This is a genomic window from Streptococcus sp. SG1, from assembly GCF_030439935.1.
GTDB classification, from domain to species: Bacteria; Bacillota; Bacilli; order Lactobacillales; family Streptococcaceae; genus Streptococcus; species Streptococcus gordonii.
In genome coordinates this window covers 72,509-92,367 of the sequence record NZ_JAQFJC010000003.1, presented here as the reverse complement: position 1 = coordinate 92,367, position 19,859 = coordinate 72,509, and the positions used below count along the sequence as shown (strand labels likewise).

Annotated in this window: 20 protein-coding genes; 17 read left to right on the top strand and 3 right to left on the bottom strand. The window is 41.0% G+C overall.

Going from position 1 to position 19,859, the window contains the following annotated elements:
• Nucleotides 1-59 precede the first annotated feature (59 nt).
• From pepF to PCY06_RS03340, 16 genes are all read left to right on the top strand, one after another.
• On the top strand, nt 60-1,862 hold the full coding sequence (pepF, locus tag PCY06_RS03415; RefSeq protein ID WP_082307461.1) for an oligoendopeptidase F: 1,803 nt from the start codon (nt 60-62) through the stop codon (nt 1,860-1,862).
• Between the two features lies 1 nt (nt 1,863).
• On the top strand, nt 1,864-2,550 hold the full coding sequence (locus tag PCY06_RS03410) for an O-methyltransferase (protein ID WP_061596263.1): 687 nt from the start codon (nt 1,864-1,866) through the stop codon (nt 2,548-2,550).
• Between the two features lie 202 nt (nt 2,551-2,752).
• Nucleotides 2,753-3,682, top strand: a complete 930-nt coding sequence (gene prsA / locus PCY06_RS03405; protein WP_012130637.1) for a peptidylprolyl isomerase PrsA — start codon at nt 2,753-2,755, stop codon at nt 3,680-3,682.
• A 228-nt stretch (nt 3,683-3,910) separates the two neighbouring features.
• Nucleotides 3,911-4,396: an LURP-one-related/scramblase family protein gene (locus PCY06_RS03400; RefSeq protein ID WP_082307462.1), complete on the top strand. Its 486-nt coding sequence runs from the start codon at nt 3,911-3,913 to the stop codon at nt 4,394-4,396.
• A gap of 34 nt (nt 4,397-4,430) precedes the next feature.
• Nucleotides 4,431-7,049, top strand: a complete 2,619-nt coding sequence (gene alaS / locus PCY06_RS03395; RefSeq protein ID WP_061596259.1) for an alanine--tRNA ligase — start codon at nt 4,431-4,433, stop codon at nt 7,047-7,049.
• A gap of 228 nt (nt 7,050-7,277) precedes the next feature.
• Complete coding sequence (gene argC / locus PCY06_RS03390) at nt 7,278-8,300, top strand: N-acetyl-gamma-glutamyl-phosphate reductase (protein ID WP_061585635.1); 1,023 nt, start codon at nt 7,278-7,280, stop codon at nt 8,298-8,300.
• A gap of 17 nt (nt 8,301-8,317) precedes the next feature.
• On the top strand, nt 8,318-9,511 hold the full coding sequence (gene argJ, locus PCY06_RS03385; RefSeq protein ID WP_082307463.1) for a bifunctional glutamate N-acetyltransferase/amino-acid acetyltransferase ArgJ: 1,194 nt from the start codon (nt 8,318-8,320) through the stop codon (nt 9,509-9,511).
• Nucleotides 9,512-9,522: 11 nt separating this feature from the next.
• Entirely contained in the window at nt 9,523-10,260 is a 738-nt protein-coding gene (gene argB, locus PCY06_RS03380; RefSeq protein ID WP_082307464.1) for an acetylglutamate kinase, read from the top strand.
• 2 nt (nt 10,261-10,262) lie between these two features.
• Nucleotides 10,263-11,405: an acetylornithine transaminase gene (locus PCY06_RS03375; protein ID WP_082307465.1), complete on the top strand. Its 1,143-nt coding sequence runs from the start codon at nt 10,263-10,265 to the stop codon at nt 11,403-11,405.
• A gap of 146 nt (nt 11,406-11,551) precedes the next feature.
• On the top strand, nt 11,552-11,881 hold the full coding sequence (locus PCY06_RS03370; RefSeq protein ID WP_082307466.1) for a hypothetical protein: 330 nt from the start codon (nt 11,552-11,554) through the stop codon (nt 11,879-11,881).
• A gap of 11 nt (nt 11,882-11,892) precedes the next feature.
• Nucleotides 11,893-12,096, top strand: a complete 204-nt coding sequence (locus PCY06_RS03365) for a helix-turn-helix transcriptional regulator (RefSeq protein ID WP_008809497.1) — start codon at nt 11,893-11,895, stop codon at nt 12,094-12,096.
• Nucleotides 12,093-12,335, top strand: a complete 243-nt coding sequence (locus PCY06_RS03360; protein ID WP_082307467.1) for a hypothetical protein — start codon at nt 12,093-12,095, stop codon at nt 12,333-12,335. Before PCY06_RS03365 ends, PCY06_RS03360 begins: the two co-directional genes overlap by 4 nt.
• Complete coding sequence (locus tag PCY06_RS03355) at nt 12,332-13,072, top strand: DUF3169 family protein (protein WP_045773146.1); 741 nt, start codon at nt 12,332-12,334, stop codon at nt 13,070-13,072. The genes PCY06_RS03360 and PCY06_RS03355 overlap by 4 nt, the downstream gene beginning before the upstream one ends.
• An 18-nt stretch (nt 13,073-13,090) precedes the next feature.
• Nucleotides 13,091-13,624: a DUF3267 domain-containing protein gene (locus PCY06_RS03350; RefSeq protein WP_082307468.1), complete on the top strand. Its 534-nt coding sequence runs from the start codon at nt 13,091-13,093 to the stop codon at nt 13,622-13,624.
• Between the two features lie 4 nt (nt 13,625-13,628).
• The gene (locus tag PCY06_RS03345) at nt 13,629-14,294 is read left to right on the top strand and encodes a CPBP family intramembrane glutamic endopeptidase (RefSeq protein ID WP_061585643.1); all 666 of its coding nucleotides are present in this window, start codon (nt 13,629-13,631) and stop codon (nt 14,292-14,294) included.
• Nucleotides 14,295-14,454: 160 nt separating this feature from the next.
• A complete protein-coding gene (locus tag PCY06_RS03340; protein ID WP_061585644.1) occupies nt 14,455-15,372 on the top strand; it encodes a diacylglycerol kinase family protein in 918 nt (305 codons plus the stop codon).
• Nucleotides 15,373-15,557: 185 nt separating this feature from the next.
• Here PCY06_RS03340 and nrdF read toward each other — a convergent pair whose 3' ends face one another.
• The 3 genes from nrdF to nrdH all read right to left on the bottom strand — a co-directional run bounded on the left by nrdF (nt 15,558) and on the right by nrdH (nt 19,148).
• Nucleotides 15,558-16,517, bottom strand: a complete 960-nt coding sequence (nrdF, locus tag PCY06_RS03335; protein WP_061585645.1) for a class 1b ribonucleoside-diphosphate reductase subunit beta — start codon at nt 16,515-16,517, stop codon at nt 15,558-15,560.
• A gap of 168 nt (nt 16,518-16,685) precedes the next feature.
• Nucleotides 16,686-18,845, bottom strand: a complete 2,160-nt coding sequence (gene nrdE / locus PCY06_RS03330; protein WP_061585646.1) for a class 1b ribonucleoside-diphosphate reductase subunit alpha — start codon at nt 18,843-18,845, stop codon at nt 16,686-16,688.
• Between the two features lie 84 nt (nt 18,846-18,929).
• Complete coding sequence (nrdH, locus tag PCY06_RS03325; protein WP_045503882.1) at nt 18,930-19,148, bottom strand: glutaredoxin-like protein NrdH; 219 nt, start codon at nt 19,146-19,148, stop codon at nt 18,930-18,932.
• Nucleotides 19,149-19,594: 446 nt separating this feature from the next.
• On the opposite strand from nrdH, the gene PCY06_RS03320 reads away from it, so the two are divergent.
• A complete protein-coding gene (locus PCY06_RS03320; protein ID WP_006596636.1) occupies nt 19,595-19,858 on the top strand; it encodes a phosphocarrier protein HPr in 264 nt (87 codons plus the stop codon).
• Nucleotide 19,859 lies beyond the last annotated feature (1 nt).

The window sequence follows — 19,859 nt, the reverse complement described above, 5'->3', positions numbered from 1 at the left end:
ACTTGAGTTTTATATAAACAAGGAATTTGTGATAAAATAAAAGGAATGGAGGATTTTTTATGGCTAAACAAAGAAATGAAATTGAAGAAAAATATACATGGGATTTAAGTACGATTTTCCCTACAGATGAAGCCTTTGAGACTGAACTTGCACAGGTTTCTGAAGAATTAAAAAATGCAAGCAATCTAGCAGGACATCTGCTGGATTCGGCAGAAAGTCTTTTGACAACAACGGAAATTCAATTAGACTTGATGCGCCGTATTGAGAAACTTTATTCCTATGCTCACATGAAGAATGACCAGGATACTCGTGTAGCAAAATATCAGGAATACCAAGCTAAAGGAATGACTATTTATAGTGAGTTTGGCCAAACTTTTGCTTTCTATGAGCCAGAATTCATGGAAATTACAGAAGATCAATACCAAGCTTTTTTGGCTGAAAAACCTGAACTACAAACCTATCAACATTATTTTGATAAGCTTTTGCAGAAGAAGGAACACATCCTGACCCAGCGTGAAGAGGAGTTGTTGGCTGGTGCTGGAGAAATCTTTGGTGCTGCCAGTGAAACCTTTGCTATTTTGGACAATGCGGATATCGTTTTTCCGGTGGTTCACAATGAAAAGGGCGAAGAAGTCCAGTTGACACATGGGAACTATATTTCTCTAGTAGAGTCTAAAAATCGAGAAGTTCGTAAGGAAGCTTATGAAGCTCTTTATAGTGTATATGAGCAGTATCAGCATACTTATGCTAAGACCTTGCAGACAAATGTTAAGGTTCAAAATTACAACGCGAAAGTCCGCAAGTTCTCATCTGCCCGTGAGGCTGCTTTATCGGCTAACTTTATCCCGGAAAGTGTCTATGATAGCTTGGTTTCTGCTGTAGACAAACACCTTCCTCTGTTACAACGTTATATTGCCTTGCGAGCAAAGATTTTGGGTATTTCTGATTTGAAGATGTACGATTTGTACACGCCTTTATCAGAAACAGATTACAAGTTCACTTATGAAGAAGCCTTGGCTAAGTCTGAGGAAGTCTTGGCAATTTTGGGTGAGGATTATTTGAGTCGAGTGAAGACAGCCTTCTCAGAGCGCTGGATTGATGTTTATGAAAATCAAGGTAAGCGCTCAGGAGCATACTCAGGTGGCTCTTATGATACCAATGCTTTTATGTTGCTCAACTGGCAGGATACGCTGGACAATCTCTTTACCTTGGTGCACGAGACAGGCCACAGTATGCACTCCAGCTATACTCGTGAGACCCAGCCTTATGTTTACGGAGACTATTCTATCTTCCTAGCTGAGATTGCTTCAACGACCAATGAAAATATCCTGACAGAGAAGCTCTTGGAAGAAGTAGAAGACGATGCTACTCGCTTTGCGATTCTTAATCACTTTTTGGATGGCTTTAGAGGAACGGTCTTCCGTCAAACTCAGTTTGCTGAATTTGAGCATGCTATCCACAAGGCTGACCAAGAAGGACAAGTGTTGACTAGCGAGTTTCTCAATGAGCTATATGCAGACTTAAACGAGAAATACTACGGCTTGAAAAAAGAAGACAATCCGCAGATTCAGTACGAATGGGCACGCATTCCTCACTTCTACTATAATTATTATGTTTTCCAATACTCGACAGGATTTGCGGCCGCTTCGGCCTTGGCCGAAAAGATTGTCCATGGTAGCCAAGAAGACAAGGACAAGTATCTGGATTATCTCAAAGCTGGGAACTCTGACTATCCGCTCAATGTCATTAAAAAGGCAGGTGTGGATATGGAAAAAGAAGACTATCTAAATGCTGCCTTTGCAGTCTTCGAACGCCGCTTGGATGAATTTGAAGCTTTGGTAGAAAAGTTGGGATTAGCATAAGATGGTCGAGACTTATAACCAAAACTCTAATCCCAATATGCGTCGGCCAGTGGTTAAAGAAGAAATCGTAGACTTTATGAGACAGCGTCTCCAGACGGTCGCTGGTGGACTCAAGGAGCTGGAGGATTTTGCTAAAGCCGAAAATGTACCCGTGATTCCCCATGAAACAGTGGCTTACTTTCGCCTGCTTCTCGAAAGTCTCCAGCCAGAGAAGATTTTAGAAATCGGTACGGCTATTGGATTTTCTGCCCTTTTGATGGCGGAGCATGCACCTCAAGCTCAGATTACGACTATTGATCGCAATCCAGAGATGATTGAGCTCGCCAAGGCTAATTTTGCTAAGTATGATAGCCGCCAGCAGATTACCCTGCTGGAAGGTGATGCAGTGGATTTACTTGAGACGTTAGAGGATTCTTACGACCTTGTCTTTATGGACTCTGCCAAGTCCAAGTATGTGGTCTTTCTGCCTCATGTCCTTAAACGCCTCAATCCTGGTGGCCTGGTCCTTATTGATGACGTCTTCCAAGGCGGAGACGTTGCTAAGCCTTTTGAAGAAATTAAACGCGGCCAACGGGCTATTTACCGAGGATTGCATAGTCTTTTTGATGCAACTTTGGACAGTCCTGATCTGACTGCGAGTCTGTTACCTTTGGGAGATGGTCTTCTCATGCTTAGAAAATCAAAATAAGCTGTAGATTTATAGGATTTTATCTAATTTTTAGAAAAATTTAAGCCATCAAATTTAATTTGTGGTACAATAGGAAAAGTGAGTAAACCAAGCTGTGCACTTCATTTTTAAAGAATAAAGAACGCAGTAACTCAATCAAGAATAGAGACAATGGAATGAATTGTTTCAAGTCTAACAATTTTACAAAGGAGTTTTCATTAAAATGAAGAAAAAAATTGTCGCTGGGGCAGTAACCCTTTTGTCAGTAGCTGTCTTAGCTGCTTGTGGAAAAACATCAGGTTCTGACAAGGACATCATTACTATGAAGGGTGATACTATTACAGTATCTGAGTTTTATGATAAAGTGAAAAGCAACCCTTCTGCTCAGCAAGTTTTGTTGAATTTAACGATTAAAGAAGTATTTGAAAAACAATACGGCAAGAAAGTGACTGATAAAGAAGTCGAAGAAGCTTATGAAAAGAGTTCAAAGGCTTATGGAGATAATTTTGCTCGTGTCTTGGCTCAAGCAGGTTTGACAGAAGATGCTTATCGTGAACAAATTAGAACCAATAAGCTTGTAGAGTACGCCGTTAAAAAAGCTGCAGAAAAAGAACTTACTGATGAAAATTATAAAGCTGCATATGAAGCTTATACACCAGAGGTAACTGCGCAAATTATCAAGGTAGATAGTGAAGATAAGGCTAAGGAAGTGTTAGCAGCTGCTAAAGCTGAAGGAGCTGATTTTGCACAGTTGGCTAAAGACAATTCAACAGATGGCGATACCAAAGATAAAGGTGGCGAAATCAAGTTTGACTCTGCAGCTACTAATGTACCAGATGCTGTGAAAAAAGCAGCTTTTGGATTAGAAGCTAATGCAGTTTCAGATCTTGTAACTGTTCGTAGCAATCAAGGACAAGCAAGCTATTATATCGTTAAGTTGGTCAGCAAGACAGAGAAGTCTTCTAAGTGGGAAGATTATAAAGACAAATTGAAGCAAGTTATCTTAACTGCTAAGCAAAACAATACAAGCTTCATCCAAAGTGTTGTAGCAAAAGAATTGAAAGATGCAAACATCAAAGTTAAAGATGCTGCTTTCCAAAATCTCTTTTCTCAATACACCCAAACAAATACTTCATCTTCTTCATCAAAATAAGTTGACGAAGAAGGCATAAGCAAGTATAATGAAATGGTGAGAATTGATTTTTCAAGTTCTTAGTTCAGAGAATTGGCGGTGCTGCAAGCCATCTGAGACGAAAAATCATGCTACTCATCCTGCAAAATTGAATATAAAATGAGAATGACAAGTTCATTGAATGAAGGTGGTACCGCGGTTTTTCGCCCTTCGTGATATGGACTTGTCTTTTGGTTTTTGGAGGTGTTTATGAAGACATTTCTTGTGAAACAAAAGTTTCGTTTTGGAGGCGAACGCTTCGATATCAAAGATGATAGAGGAGTAATAAACTATCAGGTGGAGGGATCTTTTTTCAAAATTCCTAAGACCTTTACCATCTATGACGCCCATGGGGAGCAAGTCAGTGAAATCAGTAAAGAAATTTTCACCTTGCTTCCTCGCTTTAATATTCAGTTATGTGACGGTTCGAATTTCTTCATTCGGAAGAAGTTGACCTTCTTGCGTGATAAGTATGAGTTTGATAGACTAGGGCTTCGAATTGAAGGCAACATCTGGGATTTAAATTTCAAATTGTTGGATGACCGTGATCAACTTGTCGCTGAGATTAAGAAAGAGATTTTCCATTTGACCTCGACTTACACTGTAACTGTCCTTGAGGACTCTTATGCAGATCTAGTCATTTCCCTCTGTGTGGCTATTGACTACGTCGAGATGCTGGAAAGTTCATCATCATAGGAAAAATATTGAAAAGATTTAAGGAGAAAAATAAATGAAACAAATGTCAAGTGCTCAAATTCGTCAAATGTGGTTAGACTTTTGGGCAAGCAAAGGCCACTCTGTAGAACCATCAGTCAGCTTGGTTCCTGTAAATGACCCAACTCTTTTGTGGATCAACTCAGGTGTGGCAACTCTTAAGAAATATTTTGACGGAACTATCAAGCCTGAAAATCCACGGATTACCAATGCGCAAAAAGCCATCCGTACCAACGACATTGAAAATGTCGGAAAAACAGCTCGCCACCATACTATGTTTGAGATGTTGGGGAACTTCTCTATTGGTGATTACTTCCGTGATGAAGCCATCACTTGGGCTTATGAGCTTTTGACAAGTCCAGAGTGGTTTGACTTCCCCAAAGACAAGCTCTACATGACCTACTATCCAGACGATAAAGATTCTTACAATCGCTGGATTGAAGTAGGAGTGGATCCAAGTCACTTGATCCCAATCGAGGACAACTTCTGGGAAATCGGTGCGGGACCTTCTGGACCTGATACTGAGATTTTCTTTGACCGCGGAGAAGCTTTTGACCCAGAAAATATCGGCATTCGTCTTCTTGCAGAAGATATCGAAAACGACCGTTACATTGAAATCTGGAACATCGTTTTGTCACAATTTAACGCAGACCCTGCTGTTCCTCGTAGCGAATACAAGGAATTGCCACACAAAAATATTGATACGGGCGCTGGTTTGGAGCGTTTGGTAGCGGTTATCCAAGGGGCTAAGACAAACTTTGAAACAGACCTCTTCATGCCGATCATTCGTGAAGTTGAGAAGTTGTCAGGTAAGGTCTACGACCAAGATGGCGACAACATGAGCTTCAAGGTTATCGCTGACCATATTCGTTCCCTTTCATTTGCTATTGGAGATGGAGCTCTTCCAGGAAATGAAGGTCGTGGTTATGTCCTTCGTCGTCTCCTCCGTCGTGCTTCCATGCATGGTCAAAAATTGGGCATCAACGAGCCTTTCCTTTACAAACTCGTTCCAACTGTTGGAAAAATCATGGAAAGCTACTACCCAGAAGTGCTTGAAAAATGCGACTTTATCGAGAAAATCGTTAAGAGCGAGGAAGAGTCATTTGCTCGTACTCTTCACTCAGGTCAACACTTTGCAGAAACCATTGTAGCTGACTTGAAAACTAAAGGTCAAAGCGTCATCGCTGGACAAGATGTCTTCAAACTCTATGATACTTATGGATTCCCAGTTGAATTGACTGAAGAAATTGCTGAAGAAGCTGGTATGACTGTAGACCGTGAAGGTTTTGAAGCAGCCATGAAAGAGCAGCAAGAACGTGCGCGTGCATCAGCTGTCAAAGGTGGCTCAATGGGTATGCAAAATGAAACCCTTCAAAATATCACAGTAGAGAGTGTCTTCAACTACAATGCTAGTCAATTGCCTTCTAAGTTGGTGGCTATCGTAGCGGACAATGCTGAAGTTGAAGCTGTTTCTGAAGGAACTGCCTCTCTTATCTTTGCGGAAACTCCATTCTACGCTGAAATGGGTGGACAAGTAGCTGACCACGGTCAAATCTTGGATGCTGCAGGAAACATTGTAGCGAAAGTGACAGATGTTCAAAAAGCACCTAATGGACAACCACTCCATACGGTTGAAGTCCATGCTCCGCTTGCTTTGAATGCAGAATACACTTTAGCGATTGATACTGACCGTCGTCTTCGTGTGATGAAGAATCACACAGCGACTCACCTGCTTCATGCAGCTCTTCACAATATCCTTGGTCACCATGCGACTCAAGCAGGTTCTCTGAACGAAGTAGAATTCCTTCGCTTTGACTTTACGCACTTCCAAGCCGTAACTCCTGAAGAATTGCGTGCTATTGAACAGCAGGTCAATGAGAAAATTTGGGAAGCAATTGCAGTGGAAACTGTTGAGACAGATATTGACACTGCTAAAGAAATGGGAGCTATGGCCCTCTTTGGTGAGAAATATGGTAAAGAAGTTCGTGTTGTGACCATCGGTGATTACTCTGTTGAGCTTTGTGGTGGTACCCACGTTGGCAATACTTCTGAGATTGGTCTCTTCAAGATTGTCAAAGAAGAAGGTATTGGTTCAGGTACTCGCCGTATCTTGGCAGTGACTGGTAAGGAAGCTTTTGAAGCCTATCGCGAACAAGAAGATGCTCTGAAAGCAGTAGCAGCAACCCTGAAAGCACCTCAACTCAAGGAAGTACCTCACAAAGTCGAAGGACTTCAAGAGCAACTCCGTCAATTGCAAAAAGAAAATGCAGAGTTGAAAGAAAAAGCTGCAGCTGCAGCAGCAGGCGATGTCTTCAAAGATGTGAAGGAAGTCAACGGACACCGTTACATTGCTAGTCAAGTTTCTGTATCAGATGCAGGTGCTCTTCGTACATTTGCGGATAACTGGAAACAAAAAGACTACTCTGATGTGCTTGTTCTTGTCGCAGCAATCGGTGACAAGGTGAACGTTCTTGTAGCTAGCAAGACTAAGGACCTTCATGCAGGAAACCTGATCAAAGAATTGGCTCCAATCGTCGATGGACGTGGTGGTGGTAAACCAGACATGGCCATGGCAGGAGGAAGCAACCAAGCGAAAATCCAAGAACTCTTGGATGCAGTAGCAGGTAAATTGTAAGAAAAAAAGATCTATCCATTTGGGTAGGTCTTTTTCCGTGCTCTCAGCTTCATCACTTCTCTATATGAGAAGCAAATAAGCCACTTTTAGGCAAGCAATCAAGCATGTTCTTTCAAATCATTAATGCTATCTTCAAAAAATATTGCATAAAAATACAAAAAATACTTGACAAAGTGGAGAAATATACGTAAAATAAAACGCATATTTATACGGAGGTTTTTTAAAAATATGCGAATTTCGATTGTAGGAATTACTGGTTACTCAGGAATGGAACTCCTCCGTATTTTACTGCAACATCCGCAGGTGGAGGTCGTTTCCCTTCATGCCAGCCGAGATATGGAATCTCCTGTGTCAGAGCTTTATCCTCATTTGAAGGGGATTTGCGGCTTGAAAATAGAAGCTTTTGACAGTCAGGAAATAATGCGACGAGCAGATTTTGTTTTCTTTGCAACGTCAAGTGGAGTGGCTAAAGATTTGTCAAAAGACTTTGTTGAAGCAGGATTTCCAGTCATTGACCTATCCGGCGATCATCGTTTATCAGGGAATATTTATAAAAAATGGTATCAGAAAGAGCCAGCTGAAGACCATGTTCAAAAAAAGTTTATTTATGGACTGTCTGAGTTTACAGATGTCAAAGGGAAGCGATTTATTGCCAATCCCGGATGTTATGCGACGGCTACAGAGTTGGCCTTGATTCCCTTGTTGCAGGCTCAGGCTATTGAGCTGGACTCCATTATTGTCGATGCCAAGAGCGGTTTGACAGGGGCGGGAAAAAATCCAGCTGCATCCAGCCATTTTGTTCATGTGCACGACAACTATGTGACTTACAAGCTGAATCAGCATCAGCATATTCCTGAGATTGTACAGCAGTTACAGCGTTTTGATGAGGGATTGCAGCAGATTCAGTTTTCAACATCCCTCATTCCTGTCAATCGTGGCATTGTAGCGACGGTTTACAGCAAGTTGAAAGAACCTTTGACTCGAGAAGAACTGACTGCTATTTACCAAGAATGCTATCAGGACAAACCTTTTGTTCGTATCCAAGCTTCTCTGCCAAATTTGCACCAAGTTGTCGGTACTAATTATACAGATATTGGTTTTGACTATAACCCTGTGACAAATATTTTAACTGTAGTGGCTGTGCTGGATAATCTGATTAAGGGGGCTGCTGGTCAGGCGATTCAAAATATGAATCTAATGCTGGGTTTTCCTGAAACAGATGGCTTGCTCAGTCAACCGTCCTATGTCTAGATGAGAAAGGGTTAGTTATGAAGATTATTGATGGAACGATTGCCAGTCCGTTAGGATTTTCGGCTGACGGTTTGCACGCTGGCTTTAAGAAAAAGAAGTTGGATTTTGGTTGGATTGTATCAGAAGTACCGGCTAGTGTGGCAGGAGTTTATACGACTAATAAGGTTATCGCTGCTCCGCTTCTAGTGACCAAAGCATCAATCCAAAAGAGCCAGAAATTGCAGGCAATAGTGGTTAATTCTGGTGTTGCCAATTCCTGTACAGGCCAGCAGGGACTGGACGCTGCCTATGAGATGCAGCGATTGACTGCTCAAAAGCTGAAGATTGAGCCCGACTTGGTAGGTCTGGCTTCTACAGGAGTCATCGGCGAGCAGCTTCCAATGGATGCTCTGAAAAATGGCCTGTCACAGATTCTGGTGAGTGGCAAGGCAGAAGATTTTGCTGAGGCTATCTTGACGACGGATACTTGTACTAAGACCTGTGTAGTCACAGAAGAGTTTGGAACTGACCTGGTGACTATGGCAGGAGTGGCTAAGGGATCGGGCATGATTCATCCGAATATGGCGACCATGCTGGCCTTTATCACTTGTGACGCTAATATTTCTAGCGCAACCCTGCAAGCGGCTCTCAGCCAGCATGTTGAGACGACTTTCAACCAAATCACGGTGGATGGAGATACATCGACCAATGATATGGTGCTAGTCATGGCTAACGGCTGCCGGCAAAATGAAGAAATCCTGCCAGATACGGAAGAATTTGAAAAGTTTTCTAAGATGCTCCGCTATCTTATGGCTGACTTGGCTAAGAAAATTGCCAAGGATGGCGAAGGAGCGACCAAGCTGATTGAAGTCAATGTTCGGCATGCCAAGGATGAACAGAGCGGGCGTATGATTGCAAAGAGTGTTGTTGGCTCTAGCTTGGTCAAAACAGCTATTTTTGGCCAAGATCCCAATTGGGGACGTATCTTAGCAGCTATCGGCTATGCGAGAGCAGATGTCTCAGTGGACAATATTGATATTTGGATTGCGGGGATTCCAGTTATGCAGGCCTCTACCCCTGTGGCATTTAATCCTGAGGAGACTAGTGATGCCATGGCTGGGGAGCTACTGATCTTGACCATTGACCTGCACGATGGGGATGCTGAAGCTCAGGCCTGGGGTTGCGATCTATCCTATGATTATGTGAAAATCAATGCCCTCTATAGAACCTAAGGAGAAATGCAATGAAAGATGTGATTGTTATAAAAATTGGTGGTGTTGCTGCGCAAAAGCTGTCTGATAAGTTTATCAAGCAGATGCAAGAATGGATAGCAGCTGGTAAGAAAATCGTGGTCGTTCACGGGGGCGGTCTGGTAATAAACCAACTCATGAAAGAGCGTCAGCTACCAACTCGCAAGGTTAAGGGGTTGCGGGTGACAGCCAAGTCTGACTTACCCATCATTGAGCAGGCCTTGTTGGGTCAAGTCGGCCGGACACTGACTCAAGAACTGAACGATTCAGATATTGAAAGTCTTCAGCTGGTTTCACATTTGGGAAAGACAGTTTCGGCAGATTTTATCGATAAAGATCTCTATGGCTATGTCGGTCAGGTGACGGCGATTCAAACTGCTTATCTAGAGCTGCTGCTGGCTGAGGACATCGTCCCAGTGTTGGCTTCGCTAGGACAAAATGCAACTGGCGAGCTCTTAAATATCAATGCAGACTATCTGGCAGCAGCTGTTGCCAGCAGTTTACAGGCAGAGAAGCTGATTCTGATGACAGATATAGAAGGGGTTTTAGAGGATAAAAAAGTGCTGCCTCAACTTCTGACCAGTCAGGTTTCCAAGAAGATTCAGACAGGTGTCATCAAGGGTGGCATGATTCCCAAGATTGAGAGTGCTGTTCAGACTGTGCTTTCCGGTGTCGGGCAGGTTCTGATTGGCGATAATCTTTTGACGGGCACCTTGATAGCAGAGGGATAATTATGACTTATTTATTTGAAAACTACAAGCGAGCGCCTATTGAGTTTGTTAAAGCAGAGGGCTCCTATCTGATTGACAGTGAGGGAAAGGTTTATTTGGACTTTTCATCGGGGATTGGCGTAACCAATCTTGGCTTTCACCCGCAGGTTCAGCAGGCTTTGATCCAGCAAGCAGGGCGCATCTGGCACAGCCCCAATCTTTATCTTAGCTCCCTGCAAGAGCAGGTGTCTCAGGAACTGGCAGGTTCTTATGATTATTTGGCATTTTTCTGTAATAGCGGAGCGGAAGCCAATGAAGCAGCTATTAAGCTAGCTCGTAAGGCTACTGGCAAGCAAGGCTTTATCACCTTTCAGCAATCCTTTCACGGTCGGACCTTTGGTGCTATGGCCGCAACAGGACAGGATAAGATTAAGGAAGGATTTGGTGATGGGGTGCCCCATTTCAGCTATGCGGTTTACAATGATCTTGCCAGCGTAGAAAAGTTGGTCAATCAGGATACGGCAGCTGTCATGTTGGAATTGGTCCAAGGAGAATCAGGGGTTCGTCCAGCAGAAGCAGCTTTTGTCAAAGACTTGGCTGATGTCTGTCAACAAGAGGGGATTTTGCTGATTGTTGATGAGGTCCAGACAGGTATGGGGCGCACTGGTCAGCTTTATTCCTTTGAGCATTATGGGATTATACCGGATATTGTGACACTGGCTAAGGGTCTGGCCAATGGCCTGCCCGTAGGCGCTCTATTAGGAAAATCCAGCTTGGCTCCCGCTTTTGGACCTGGCAGTCATGGTTCTACCTTTGGTGGCAATAAATTAGCCATGGCAGCTGCCTTGGAGACCTTGCATATCATGAAAGAGGCGGGCTTTATGGAAGAAGTCAGGTCTAAGAGTGCCATCTTACTGGAGCAGTTGCAGCTTGCTTTTCAGGACCATCCAAAGATTTCTGCTGTTCGCGGTCTGGGCATGATGATTGGGATTGAGACAAGCGCCAGTCTGTCAAAGATTGTTGAAGCTGCTCGTCAGAAAGGCTTGATTATCCTGACCGCCGGAGAGAATGTTATCCGTCTCCTGCCACCTTTGACTATCAGCAGGGAGGAAATTCAGCAGGGGATTGCTGTTTTAAAAGAAGTATTTTCAGAATTAGATGAATAAAGGAAAAGGATTCAGTTTGAGCTGGATCCTTATTTGTCTATGATAATAGTATTTATGACAATAATCATTATTTTTTTGACAAATATACTTGTCAAAAAGAAAAGAATCTGTTACAATATTTTTGAACAGGAAATGGAGGGACGCTTATGAATGCATTCTTATGGTTCTTGCTTCCGATGACTTTTATGGTTTTTATCTTTGGGATTGATTCTTCCAATAAGTTAAAACGGATGCAGGGACGGATAAAGTCTTTAGAAAGAAATAGAAAAGGAGAGAAAACAATGTCACGATTTTTAAAAGAGATGATTGGAAAGAAACCGGTGATTACAAGTGAATTGATTGGGACAAATGATTGGCTTGTAGTGGATGTGGATGAAGACTGGGTTAAGCTTAGTAAAACAGATAAAAAAGGCCAGAAAAAAACGAAGCTTATGCGCATTGAAGATATTCGGTCTGTTGAATTGCTGGAGAATTGAGAGGAAATTTCATGAAATTAAAGAATCGTCTCAAGGAGTTGCGAGCACGAGATGGCCTCAATCAGACAGAGTTAGCAAGGAGAGCAGAAGTATCCAGACAGACTATCAGTCTCTTGGAACGAGGCGAGTACACTCCCTCTATCATCATTGCCTTGAAAATTGCTCATATTTTTGGAGAAACTGTCGAGAACGTTTTTAGAATCGAGGAAGAATGAAACAACTTAAAAATAATAGTCAACTTTTGCTTTTATCTTTGTTTATTGTTTATGTCTTGTCTTATGTTTTAAAAGATGCAGGGCTACTTCAAATAGAATTGCCCCTGAGGTTAGAATGGGCTGTTGTGTTTTATCTCACTCTAGCATCTATCCTAGATAAAAGAATAAGCCATAAAAGAAAAGCTAGCTGTAAGTCTAGTGTAGGCTCTAAATTGAGAGATAGGAAAGGAAAATCATGACAACGAAAAAGAGAATAATAAGGAATGTAATTTTCTTAATTCTAGCCATAATCATTGGAGGAGTGATTGGTTTCTTTGCTGGACGCATTGAACACATATCTTGGCCAAGTTTTTTGAATGTAGGACTACTACAAAATATAGGACGTGTATGTTTAACCATCCTCTATCCTTTTACTTTTTATTTTATATACCAAGCAAATAAATATCATCAATCTATGGAGAAAGAAGAGGATGAAGATAAGGAGTATGAACTTTATCGTCAAACCTTTAAAACGTTAGAATCTGTGACAATCTTATATAATGTCACCTCTGCTTTGACTTTATTTACCTTATTTGTTGGTGTAAACTATGTTTTTCCATTATTAGAAGCTGGTGCGGTGTTTTGGATTAATCTATATGATGGAGTTATTCTTCTAGCCCTTGTAATTGCCCAAATAGTATTGCTCAAGACGACACAGAAAATCCGAAAATATAAACTATCGATAGCACCTACTGTTGAGGAAATGAAGAAATTTGCTTTTTCCTTTGACGAGGGAGAGCTTCAAGCTCACTATGAACAGAGTCTTTTAATCCTTTTTAATCTAAATCAATGGGTTATTCCTGGCCTTTATATTCTTATGTTTTTGGTCGGCTTACTGACTCCGATGAATGTTGTTTCAGCTTATATTGTACTGACCATTATTTTCATTTATATCAATGTCATGTTCTATCCTATGGTTAAAAAGTACTATAAATAAAAGAAGAAAGGATTGACTATGAAATTATTGCGAAAGATTGATCTTTTAACGGATAAGAAAACGAACCTTTGGCTCAATATAGGAGCTCTTTTATTAATTCTCCCTTTTTTCTTTTTCTTTGCTTGGATAGCACTTGAATTACTAGAAGAAGACGAGGGACTGTTCGTCTTTACAGACTTTTTATACTTGTTCGTCTTGCTGGTTGTGCATGAGTTGATCCATGGCTTTTTCTTCAAGATCTTTGGTGATGCAAAAACGAAGGTCAAATTTGGTTTTAAAAACGGTATGGCCTACGCGACTAGCCCTGGGAGTTTTTATAGCAGGGGTAAGATGTTGATCATTGCTCTGGCACCCTTTGTTTTGATCAGTCTCTTTTTAACAGTCTGTTGTGAACTTGAATGGCTATCCAGCCCTTCCTACATTGCTCTGGCTGGCATTCATGCAGCCTCTTGTATCGGTGATTTTTATATGTCTTATGTCCTCATTAGTCAGAAGGAAGAAATTCTTGTTGAAGATACCGAAGTTGGTCTTAATATTTATCGAAAGGATTAGAAATATGAAGAATACAAAGAACATCAAAACATTCCTTGCCCATTTAGGGCTTTATTCATTAGTTATATTGTCTTATTTTGTTATTTTTTCAAGCATCATTTCTAGTGTCCTAGAATCTCTGATGATGGGAACCTCTCAATATATTGCTCTTCCGATCCTTTTATTCTTATCGGCTTTATATATTATTCCTTTGTGGAAATGGTATCAGCATGATTTAAAATTAGAGGTGAAAAAAACAAGGATAATCTCTTCTGTTTGGCTACCGGTCATTCTTTTGATTGCTTTTATAATTTTCCAAGAATTAATGCCCACGAATCCGTCGGAAAATCAAAATAATGTAGAAATGCTGATTGCCTATCAGCCTGCATTTGCTTTTATTTTTGTTGTTTTCCTTGCTCCGATTGTTGAAGAGCTACTGACTCGAGGTTTTATGGCTAAGTTTTTTTTCTCAAAACAAGTGACTTCCTTACGAAAGTTACTCTATATTCTTGCCTCCTCTACTTTATTTTCTCTACTTCATAGGCCAGCAACCCCAGGCCAATTTCTAACGTATTTTATTATGGGAGTTATCTTTGCCTTAGGCTATTTATGTAGAAAAGATTTACGTTATGCGATTGCTTTGCATATGGCTAATAACCTAATTGCCTTTGTTCTCTTTGTCTTCTTTTAATAGAATAACGAAATATAAGACAGCACTTCTAAAGTTAGGCAGAAAAGTCTAACGGTAGAAGTGTTTTCTTTGGAATAGAGTTTAAATACCAAACTACTTTTCTGATCTTTCGAAAGCTAGCAGTTTCAAATAGTTGTGAAAGTGTTTTCCGGATGGTATAATGAGCTATCAAACGAAAAGAGGTTTCCTTATGTCCAAAGTCCTATTAATTGTCAACCCTAGCTCGGGAGGCGAAAAAGCCAAGTCCTATGAAGACTTGGCAAGAGAAAAGCTGGCAGAATGTTTCAATGAGGTAGTAGTCAAGCATACTGAAAAAGGCGGAGACGCAACAGCTTTTGCTAAGCAAGCCGCAGAAGACCATTATGATAGCGTCTTTGTCATGGGCGGCGATGGAACAGTCAATGAAGGGATCAGTGGTCTGGCTGAACTAGACTATCGTCCGACCTTTGGTTTCTTTCCACTTGGTACGGTCAATGACTTGGCGCGTGCTCTCGGCATTCCTCTAGACGCTGAAGAAGCCATCCAAAATCTGGATATCAACAAAGTCAAGCCGCTTGATATCGGCAAGATTAATGACCAATACTTTATGAATGTGGTTGCCATTGGAACCATTCCAGAGTCGATCAACAATGTAGATTCTGAAGACAAGACCAAGTGGGGCAAGTTTGCCTACTTTATCTCTGGTTTCAAGCAGTTGATGGATACTAGTTTTTACGAATTTTACTTGAAGATTGATGGAGAGGAGCGCACGATAAAGAGCAGTACACTCTTGATTGGCTCTACCAACTCAATCGGAGGTTTCGAGAGTATTCTTCCTGAAGCCACTGTCAATGACGGCTTGCTTCACCTCTTGTATCTTAAGGATAAAAATCTCTTTGACACCTTGGTTTCTGTGCCAGATTTGATTTCGGGCAATGGTGAGAAAAGTGATAATATCGAGTATCTAACCTTTAAGGAAATCACAGTTGAGTTGGCTGATGCAAACGCAGAGCTCAGCGTCAACGTTGACGGAGATGAGGGAGACCAACTGCCAGTGACGATTCGTGTCTTACCATCCCACTTGAATGTTTATTACTAAATGTTTTGGGAAAATCAGAAAAGCTAGATGATGTTTGCTTTATCTGTTCTCCTTGCTAGTTTAGATTACAAAACCCCTCTTTCCTTCGTTGGAAAGAGGGGTTCTTTGTTTTATAAAGCGTAATTATAATCGCCATATTTCATACTTTATAACGTATGAAATATGTTTTTATTTGGTTCATAATCTTATAAACCGTAATTGTAGTCGTCATCTTGCATGGCTTCAACTTCGCCCAGCAGGTAGCCGTTACCCACTTGGGAGAAGAAGTCGTGGTTAGAAGTACCCGTAGAGATACCGTTCATTACAATAGGGTTTACATCATCAGCTGTATCTGGGAAGAGAGGGTCTTGGCCTAGATTCATCAAGGCCTTATTGGCATTGTAGCGTAGGAAGGTCTTGACTTCCTCTGTCCAGCCAACTTCATCATAAAGTGTTTCAGTATAGCCTTCTTCATTTTCATAGAGGGTGTAGAGTAGGTCATACATCCATTCTTTGAGTTTTTCTTGCTCGTCTTCTGGCAGTTCGTTAAAACCTAGCTGGAACTTGTAGCCGATGTAGGTTCCGTGGACAGATTCGTCACGGATGATTAGCTTGATAATCTCAGCGACGTTAGCCAGTTTATTATTACCCAGATAGTAAAGTGGAGTGAAGAAACCAGAGTAAAAGAGGAAGGTTTCCAAGAAAACGCTGGCTACTTTCTTTTCTAAAGCTGTACCATTTAAGTATATCTCATTGATGATTTCAGCTTTCTTTTGCAAGTAAGGGTTTGTATTGGTCCAAGCAAAGATTTCATCGATTTCTGACTTGGTGTTAAGCGTAGAAAAGATAGAAGAGTAAGACTTGGCGTGAACGGACTCCATAAATTGGATGTTGTTGAAGACAGCTTCTTCGTGGGCTGTACGGACGTCCTTACGCAGGGCATCTACACCAGATTCAGACTGGAGGGTATCCAAAAGGGTCAGACCACCGAAAACCTTGCCTACCAAGTCCTTTTCCTTGTGAGACAGCTTTCTCCAGTCATCCAAGTCATTGGATAGGGGAATCCGCGTATCTAGCCAGAATTGCTCGGTCAGTTTTTCCCAGGTGGACTTATCGATAACATCTTCAATAGCGTTCCAGTTAATGGCTTTGTAGTAAGTTTCCATTTGAAATCTCTTTCTATGTGTTGTGATGTGATAAAGAATCATTATTATTTTATCACAATTTTATAAGGGGATCGAACAAAAAGTCGGCGAACCGACTTTTGAGTTGCTAGCTGATGATGGTAATCAAGTCAGTAAGTAAAAACGAGATGACTGATTCCTAGAGAAAAACTAGATCACACAGCTTTCACATTGGTTGGCACCTACTTCGCCACCATCGTCAGTGAAGGTGCGGACGTAGTAGATGGATTTGATACCCTTGTTGAAGGCGTAGTTACGCAGGATAGAAAGGTCACGAGTTGTTTGCTTGCTTTCTTTTTTCCACTCGTAGAGACCTTTAGGAATATCGCTGCGCATAAAGAGAGTCAGAGAAAGACCTTGGTCCACATGCTCGGTTGCAGCTGCGTAAACATCGATAACCTTGCGCATGTCCATGTCATAAGCGCTGGTGTAGTAAGGGATAGTCTCAGTTGACAGACCAGCAGCAGGATAGTAGATCTTACCAATTTTCTTTTCTTGACGTTCTTCGATCCGTTGAGTGATTGGGTGAATTGAAGCAGAAACGTCATTGATGTAGCTGATAGAGCCATTTGGTGCAACAGCTAGGCGGTTTTGGTGGTAGAGACCATCAGCCTTGACCTTGTCGCGCAACTCAGCCCAATCCTCTGCAGACGGGATAAAGATGCCTGCGAAGAGTTCTTTGACACGGTCAGACTTAGGTACAAATTCACCTGTCAGGTATTTGTCAAAGTAAGTTCCGCTAGCATAGTCAGATTTTTCAAAGTTATGGAAGGTCACGCCACGCTCGCGAGCGATATTATTAGACTCAACCAAAGTCCAGTAGTTCATGAGCATGAAGTAGATGCTGGTGAACTCTACAGCTTCCGCTGATCCGTAATCGATCAACTGCTGAGCTAAATAACTGTGTAGCCCCATAGCACCTAAACCAAAAGTATGAGCTAGGCTATTTCCGTGATCGATAGAAGGCACAGCTGTGATGTGTGAACTATCAGTAACGAAAGTAAGAGCGCGAGTCATAGTCCGGATGGATTTTCCAAAGTCAGGAGAAGTCATCATGTTCACAACGTTGGTAGAACCTAAGTTACATGATACATCTGTTCCCAAGTGAAGATACTCTTGTGCATCATTTAAAAGACTAGGTTCTTGCACTTGCAGGATTTCAGAGCAAAGGTTACTCATGATGATTTTACCGTCAATTGGATTTGAACGATTAGCTGTATCGATGTTTACGACATAAGGATAGCCAGATTCTTGTTGGAGTTTAGAAATTTCTGTTTCCAAATCACGAGCCTTGATCTTGGTTTTAGTGATATTTGGATTAGCGACCAATTCATCATATTTTTCAGTGATGTCAAGGTAGGCAAATGGCACTCCGTACTCGCGTTCAACAGAATATGGGCTGAAGAGATACATTTCTTCATTTTTACGAGCTAATTCGTAGAATTTATCTGGAATGACAACACCGAGTGAGAGGGTTTTAACCCGAACTTTTTCGTCAGCATTTTCTTTCTTAGTTGAAAGGAAAGCGATGATATCTGGGTGGAAGACGTTGAGATAAACAACTCCAGCTCCCTGACGTTGTCCCAGCTGGTTAGAGTAGGAGAAGCTGTCTTCAAAGAGTTTCATAACAGGCACAACGCCAGACGCAGCTCCTTCATAACCCTTGATAGGTGCTCCAGCTTCCCGCAGATTGCTGAGGGAAATACCGACTCCGCCTCCGATACGAGATAGTTGAAGGGCAGAGTTGATAGAGCGACCGATTGAGTTCATATCATCTGTTACTTGGATGAGGAAGCAAGATACCAATTCACCGCGACGAGCTCGACCTGCATTAAGGAAGCTTGGTGTAGCTGGTTGATAGCGTTGGTGGATGATTTCATTGGCAATATCCTTAGCAATGGCTTCGTCTCCCTTGGCAAAGTATAGGGCGTTAAAGAGAACACGCTCTTCCATGCCTTCCAGATAGTATTCACCATCATTTGTCTTTAGTGCATACTGGTTGTAGAATTTGTAGGCCGCCATGAAAGATTTAAACTTGAAATCTTGTGCATGGATAAAAGCAGCCAGCTCTTCGATGTACTCAGGAGAATAAAGCTGGATAAATTCTTTTTCTAGATAGTTTTCTTCCATTAAATAATTAATTTTTTCTGTAATTGAAGAAAATTGTTTAGTATTCGGCTCAACGTTTTCTTTAAAGAAAGCTTCCAATGCTTCTTGGTCTTTATGAAGCATGATTTGACCGTTGACAGGACGGTTAATTTCATTATTAAGACGGAAGTAAGTAACGTCTTCTAAGTGTTTTAAACCCATAATCGTTTCCTTTATATTTTTTTCTGCAAAAGAAAGTGCTCCTATATACTATAGAAGCTCCTCCTTCTTTTTGTCTTGCTATTCTTATGATAGTTGTTTTAATTTATTTGGTTGGAAACCAGAGAATGCATCAGTTGCTGTTTGGATAACCGGAGCAGCATTGAAGCCTAGGTTTTTGACGTGCTCGATGTATTCTGGTTGTTCGTCAAGATTAATTTCTCTATATTCCACATGATTTGTATCCAAGAATCGTTTGGTCATTTTGCATTGAACACAATTATTTTTTGAGTAAATCGTTACCATAAAAGGAACTCCTGTTTATTAAAAATTTAATTCTTTCTTAGTATATCTCAAAGAAAAAATCTTGTCAATGGATTAGACTAAATATTGTGTTATATTTTATTATAACACAGTGTAGAATACAAGATATGGTGTTTTGCAAGGAAAGAAAAAAGAGAGAAAGCATCTTAAAGATTGATATATCAAGGTTTTTACATAGGTAATAAAATTCTTTTCTAATATTTTTGAAAATTGTACTAACGATTCTCAAATAAAAAGTTAGCTGGAGACATAGCTAGATAGATCTTGTAAAATAAGGTGTCAGATAAGATTTTAGATTGAAAAATGCTGTTGAAATTTGAAAAAACTAATACTGATTCTTGAAAAAGATTTCAAAAAATGATATAATCAGAAATTGTAAGGGTTATCAAAATATCCTAAAAAAGAATTATTTAAAGGAGAGTCTAATTATGGCTTCTAAAGATTTCCACATTGTGGCAGAAACAGGTATTCACGCTCGTCCAGCAACTTTGTTGGTTCAAACTGCAAGTAAATTTGCTTCAGATATCACTCTTGAATACAAAGGTAAATCAGTAAACTTAAAATCAATCATGGGCGTAATGAGCCTTGGTGTTGGTCAAGGTGCAGACGTAGTTATCTCTGCTGAAGGTGCAGACGCTGACGACGCACTTGCAGCAATTGCAGAAACAATGGAAAAAGAAGGATTGGCATAAT

What these genes read in the sequence shown, in the direction of transcription:
- pepF (WP_082307461.1), top strand. Translation starts at nt 60, where the DNA reads ATGGCTAAACAAAGAAATGAAATTGAAGAAAAATATACATGGGATTTA.
- PCY06_RS03410 (WP_061596263.1), top strand. Translation starts at nt 1,864, where the DNA reads ATGGTCGAGACTTATAACCAAAACTCTAATCCCAATATGCGTCGGCCA.
- prsA (WP_012130637.1), top strand. Translation starts at nt 2,753, where the DNA reads ATGAAGAAAAAAATTGTCGCTGGGGCAGTAACCCTTTTGTCAGTAGCT.
- PCY06_RS03400 (WP_082307462.1), top strand. Translation starts at nt 3,911, where the DNA reads ATGAAGACATTTCTTGTGAAACAAAAGTTTCGTTTTGGAGGCGAACGC.
- alaS (WP_061596259.1), top strand. Translation starts at nt 4,431, where the DNA reads ATGAAACAAATGTCAAGTGCTCAAATTCGTCAAATGTGGTTAGACTTT.
- argC (WP_061585635.1), top strand. Translation starts at nt 7,278, where the DNA reads ATGCGAATTTCGATTGTAGGAATTACTGGTTACTCAGGAATGGAACTC.
- argJ (WP_082307463.1), top strand. Translation starts at nt 8,318, where the DNA reads ATGAAGATTATTGATGGAACGATTGCCAGTCCGTTAGGATTTTCGGCT.
- argB (WP_082307464.1), top strand. Translation starts at nt 9,523, where the DNA reads ATGAAAGATGTGATTGTTATAAAAATTGGTGGTGTTGCTGCGCAAAAG.
- PCY06_RS03375 (WP_082307465.1), top strand. Translation starts at nt 10,263, where the DNA reads ATGACTTATTTATTTGAAAACTACAAGCGAGCGCCTATTGAGTTTGTT.
- PCY06_RS03370 (WP_082307466.1), top strand. Translation starts at nt 11,552, where the DNA reads ATGAATGCATTCTTATGGTTCTTGCTTCCGATGACTTTTATGGTTTTT.
- PCY06_RS03365 (WP_008809497.1), top strand. Translation starts at nt 11,893, where the DNA reads ATGAAATTAAAGAATCGTCTCAAGGAGTTGCGAGCACGAGATGGCCTC.
- PCY06_RS03360 (WP_082307467.1), top strand. Translation starts at nt 12,093, where the DNA reads ATGAAACAACTTAAAAATAATAGTCAACTTTTGCTTTTATCTTTGTTT.
- PCY06_RS03355 (WP_045773146.1), top strand. Translation starts at nt 12,332, where the DNA reads ATGACAACGAAAAAGAGAATAATAAGGAATGTAATTTTCTTAATTCTA.
- PCY06_RS03350 (WP_082307468.1), top strand. Translation starts at nt 13,091, where the DNA reads ATGAAATTATTGCGAAAGATTGATCTTTTAACGGATAAGAAAACGAAC.
- PCY06_RS03345 (WP_061585643.1), top strand. Translation starts at nt 13,629, where the DNA reads ATGAAGAATACAAAGAACATCAAAACATTCCTTGCCCATTTAGGGCTT.
- PCY06_RS03340 (WP_061585644.1), top strand. Translation starts at nt 14,455, where the DNA reads ATGAGCTATCAAACGAAAAGAGGTTTCCTTATGTCCAAAGTCCTATTA.
- nrdF (WP_061585645.1), bottom strand. Translation starts at nt 16,517, where the DNA reads ATGGAAACTTACTACAAAGCCATTAACTGGAACGCTATTGAAGATGTT.
- nrdE (WP_061585646.1), bottom strand. Translation starts at nt 18,845, where the DNA reads ATGGGTTTAAAACACTTAGAAGACGTTACTTACTTCCGTCTTAATAAT.
- nrdH (WP_045503882.1), bottom strand. Translation starts at nt 19,148, where the DNA reads ATGGTAACGATTTACTCAAAAAATAATTGTGTTCAATGCAAAATGACC.
- PCY06_RS03320 (WP_006596636.1), top strand. Translation starts at nt 19,595, where the DNA reads ATGGCTTCTAAAGATTTCCACATTGTGGCAGAAACAGGTATTCACGCT.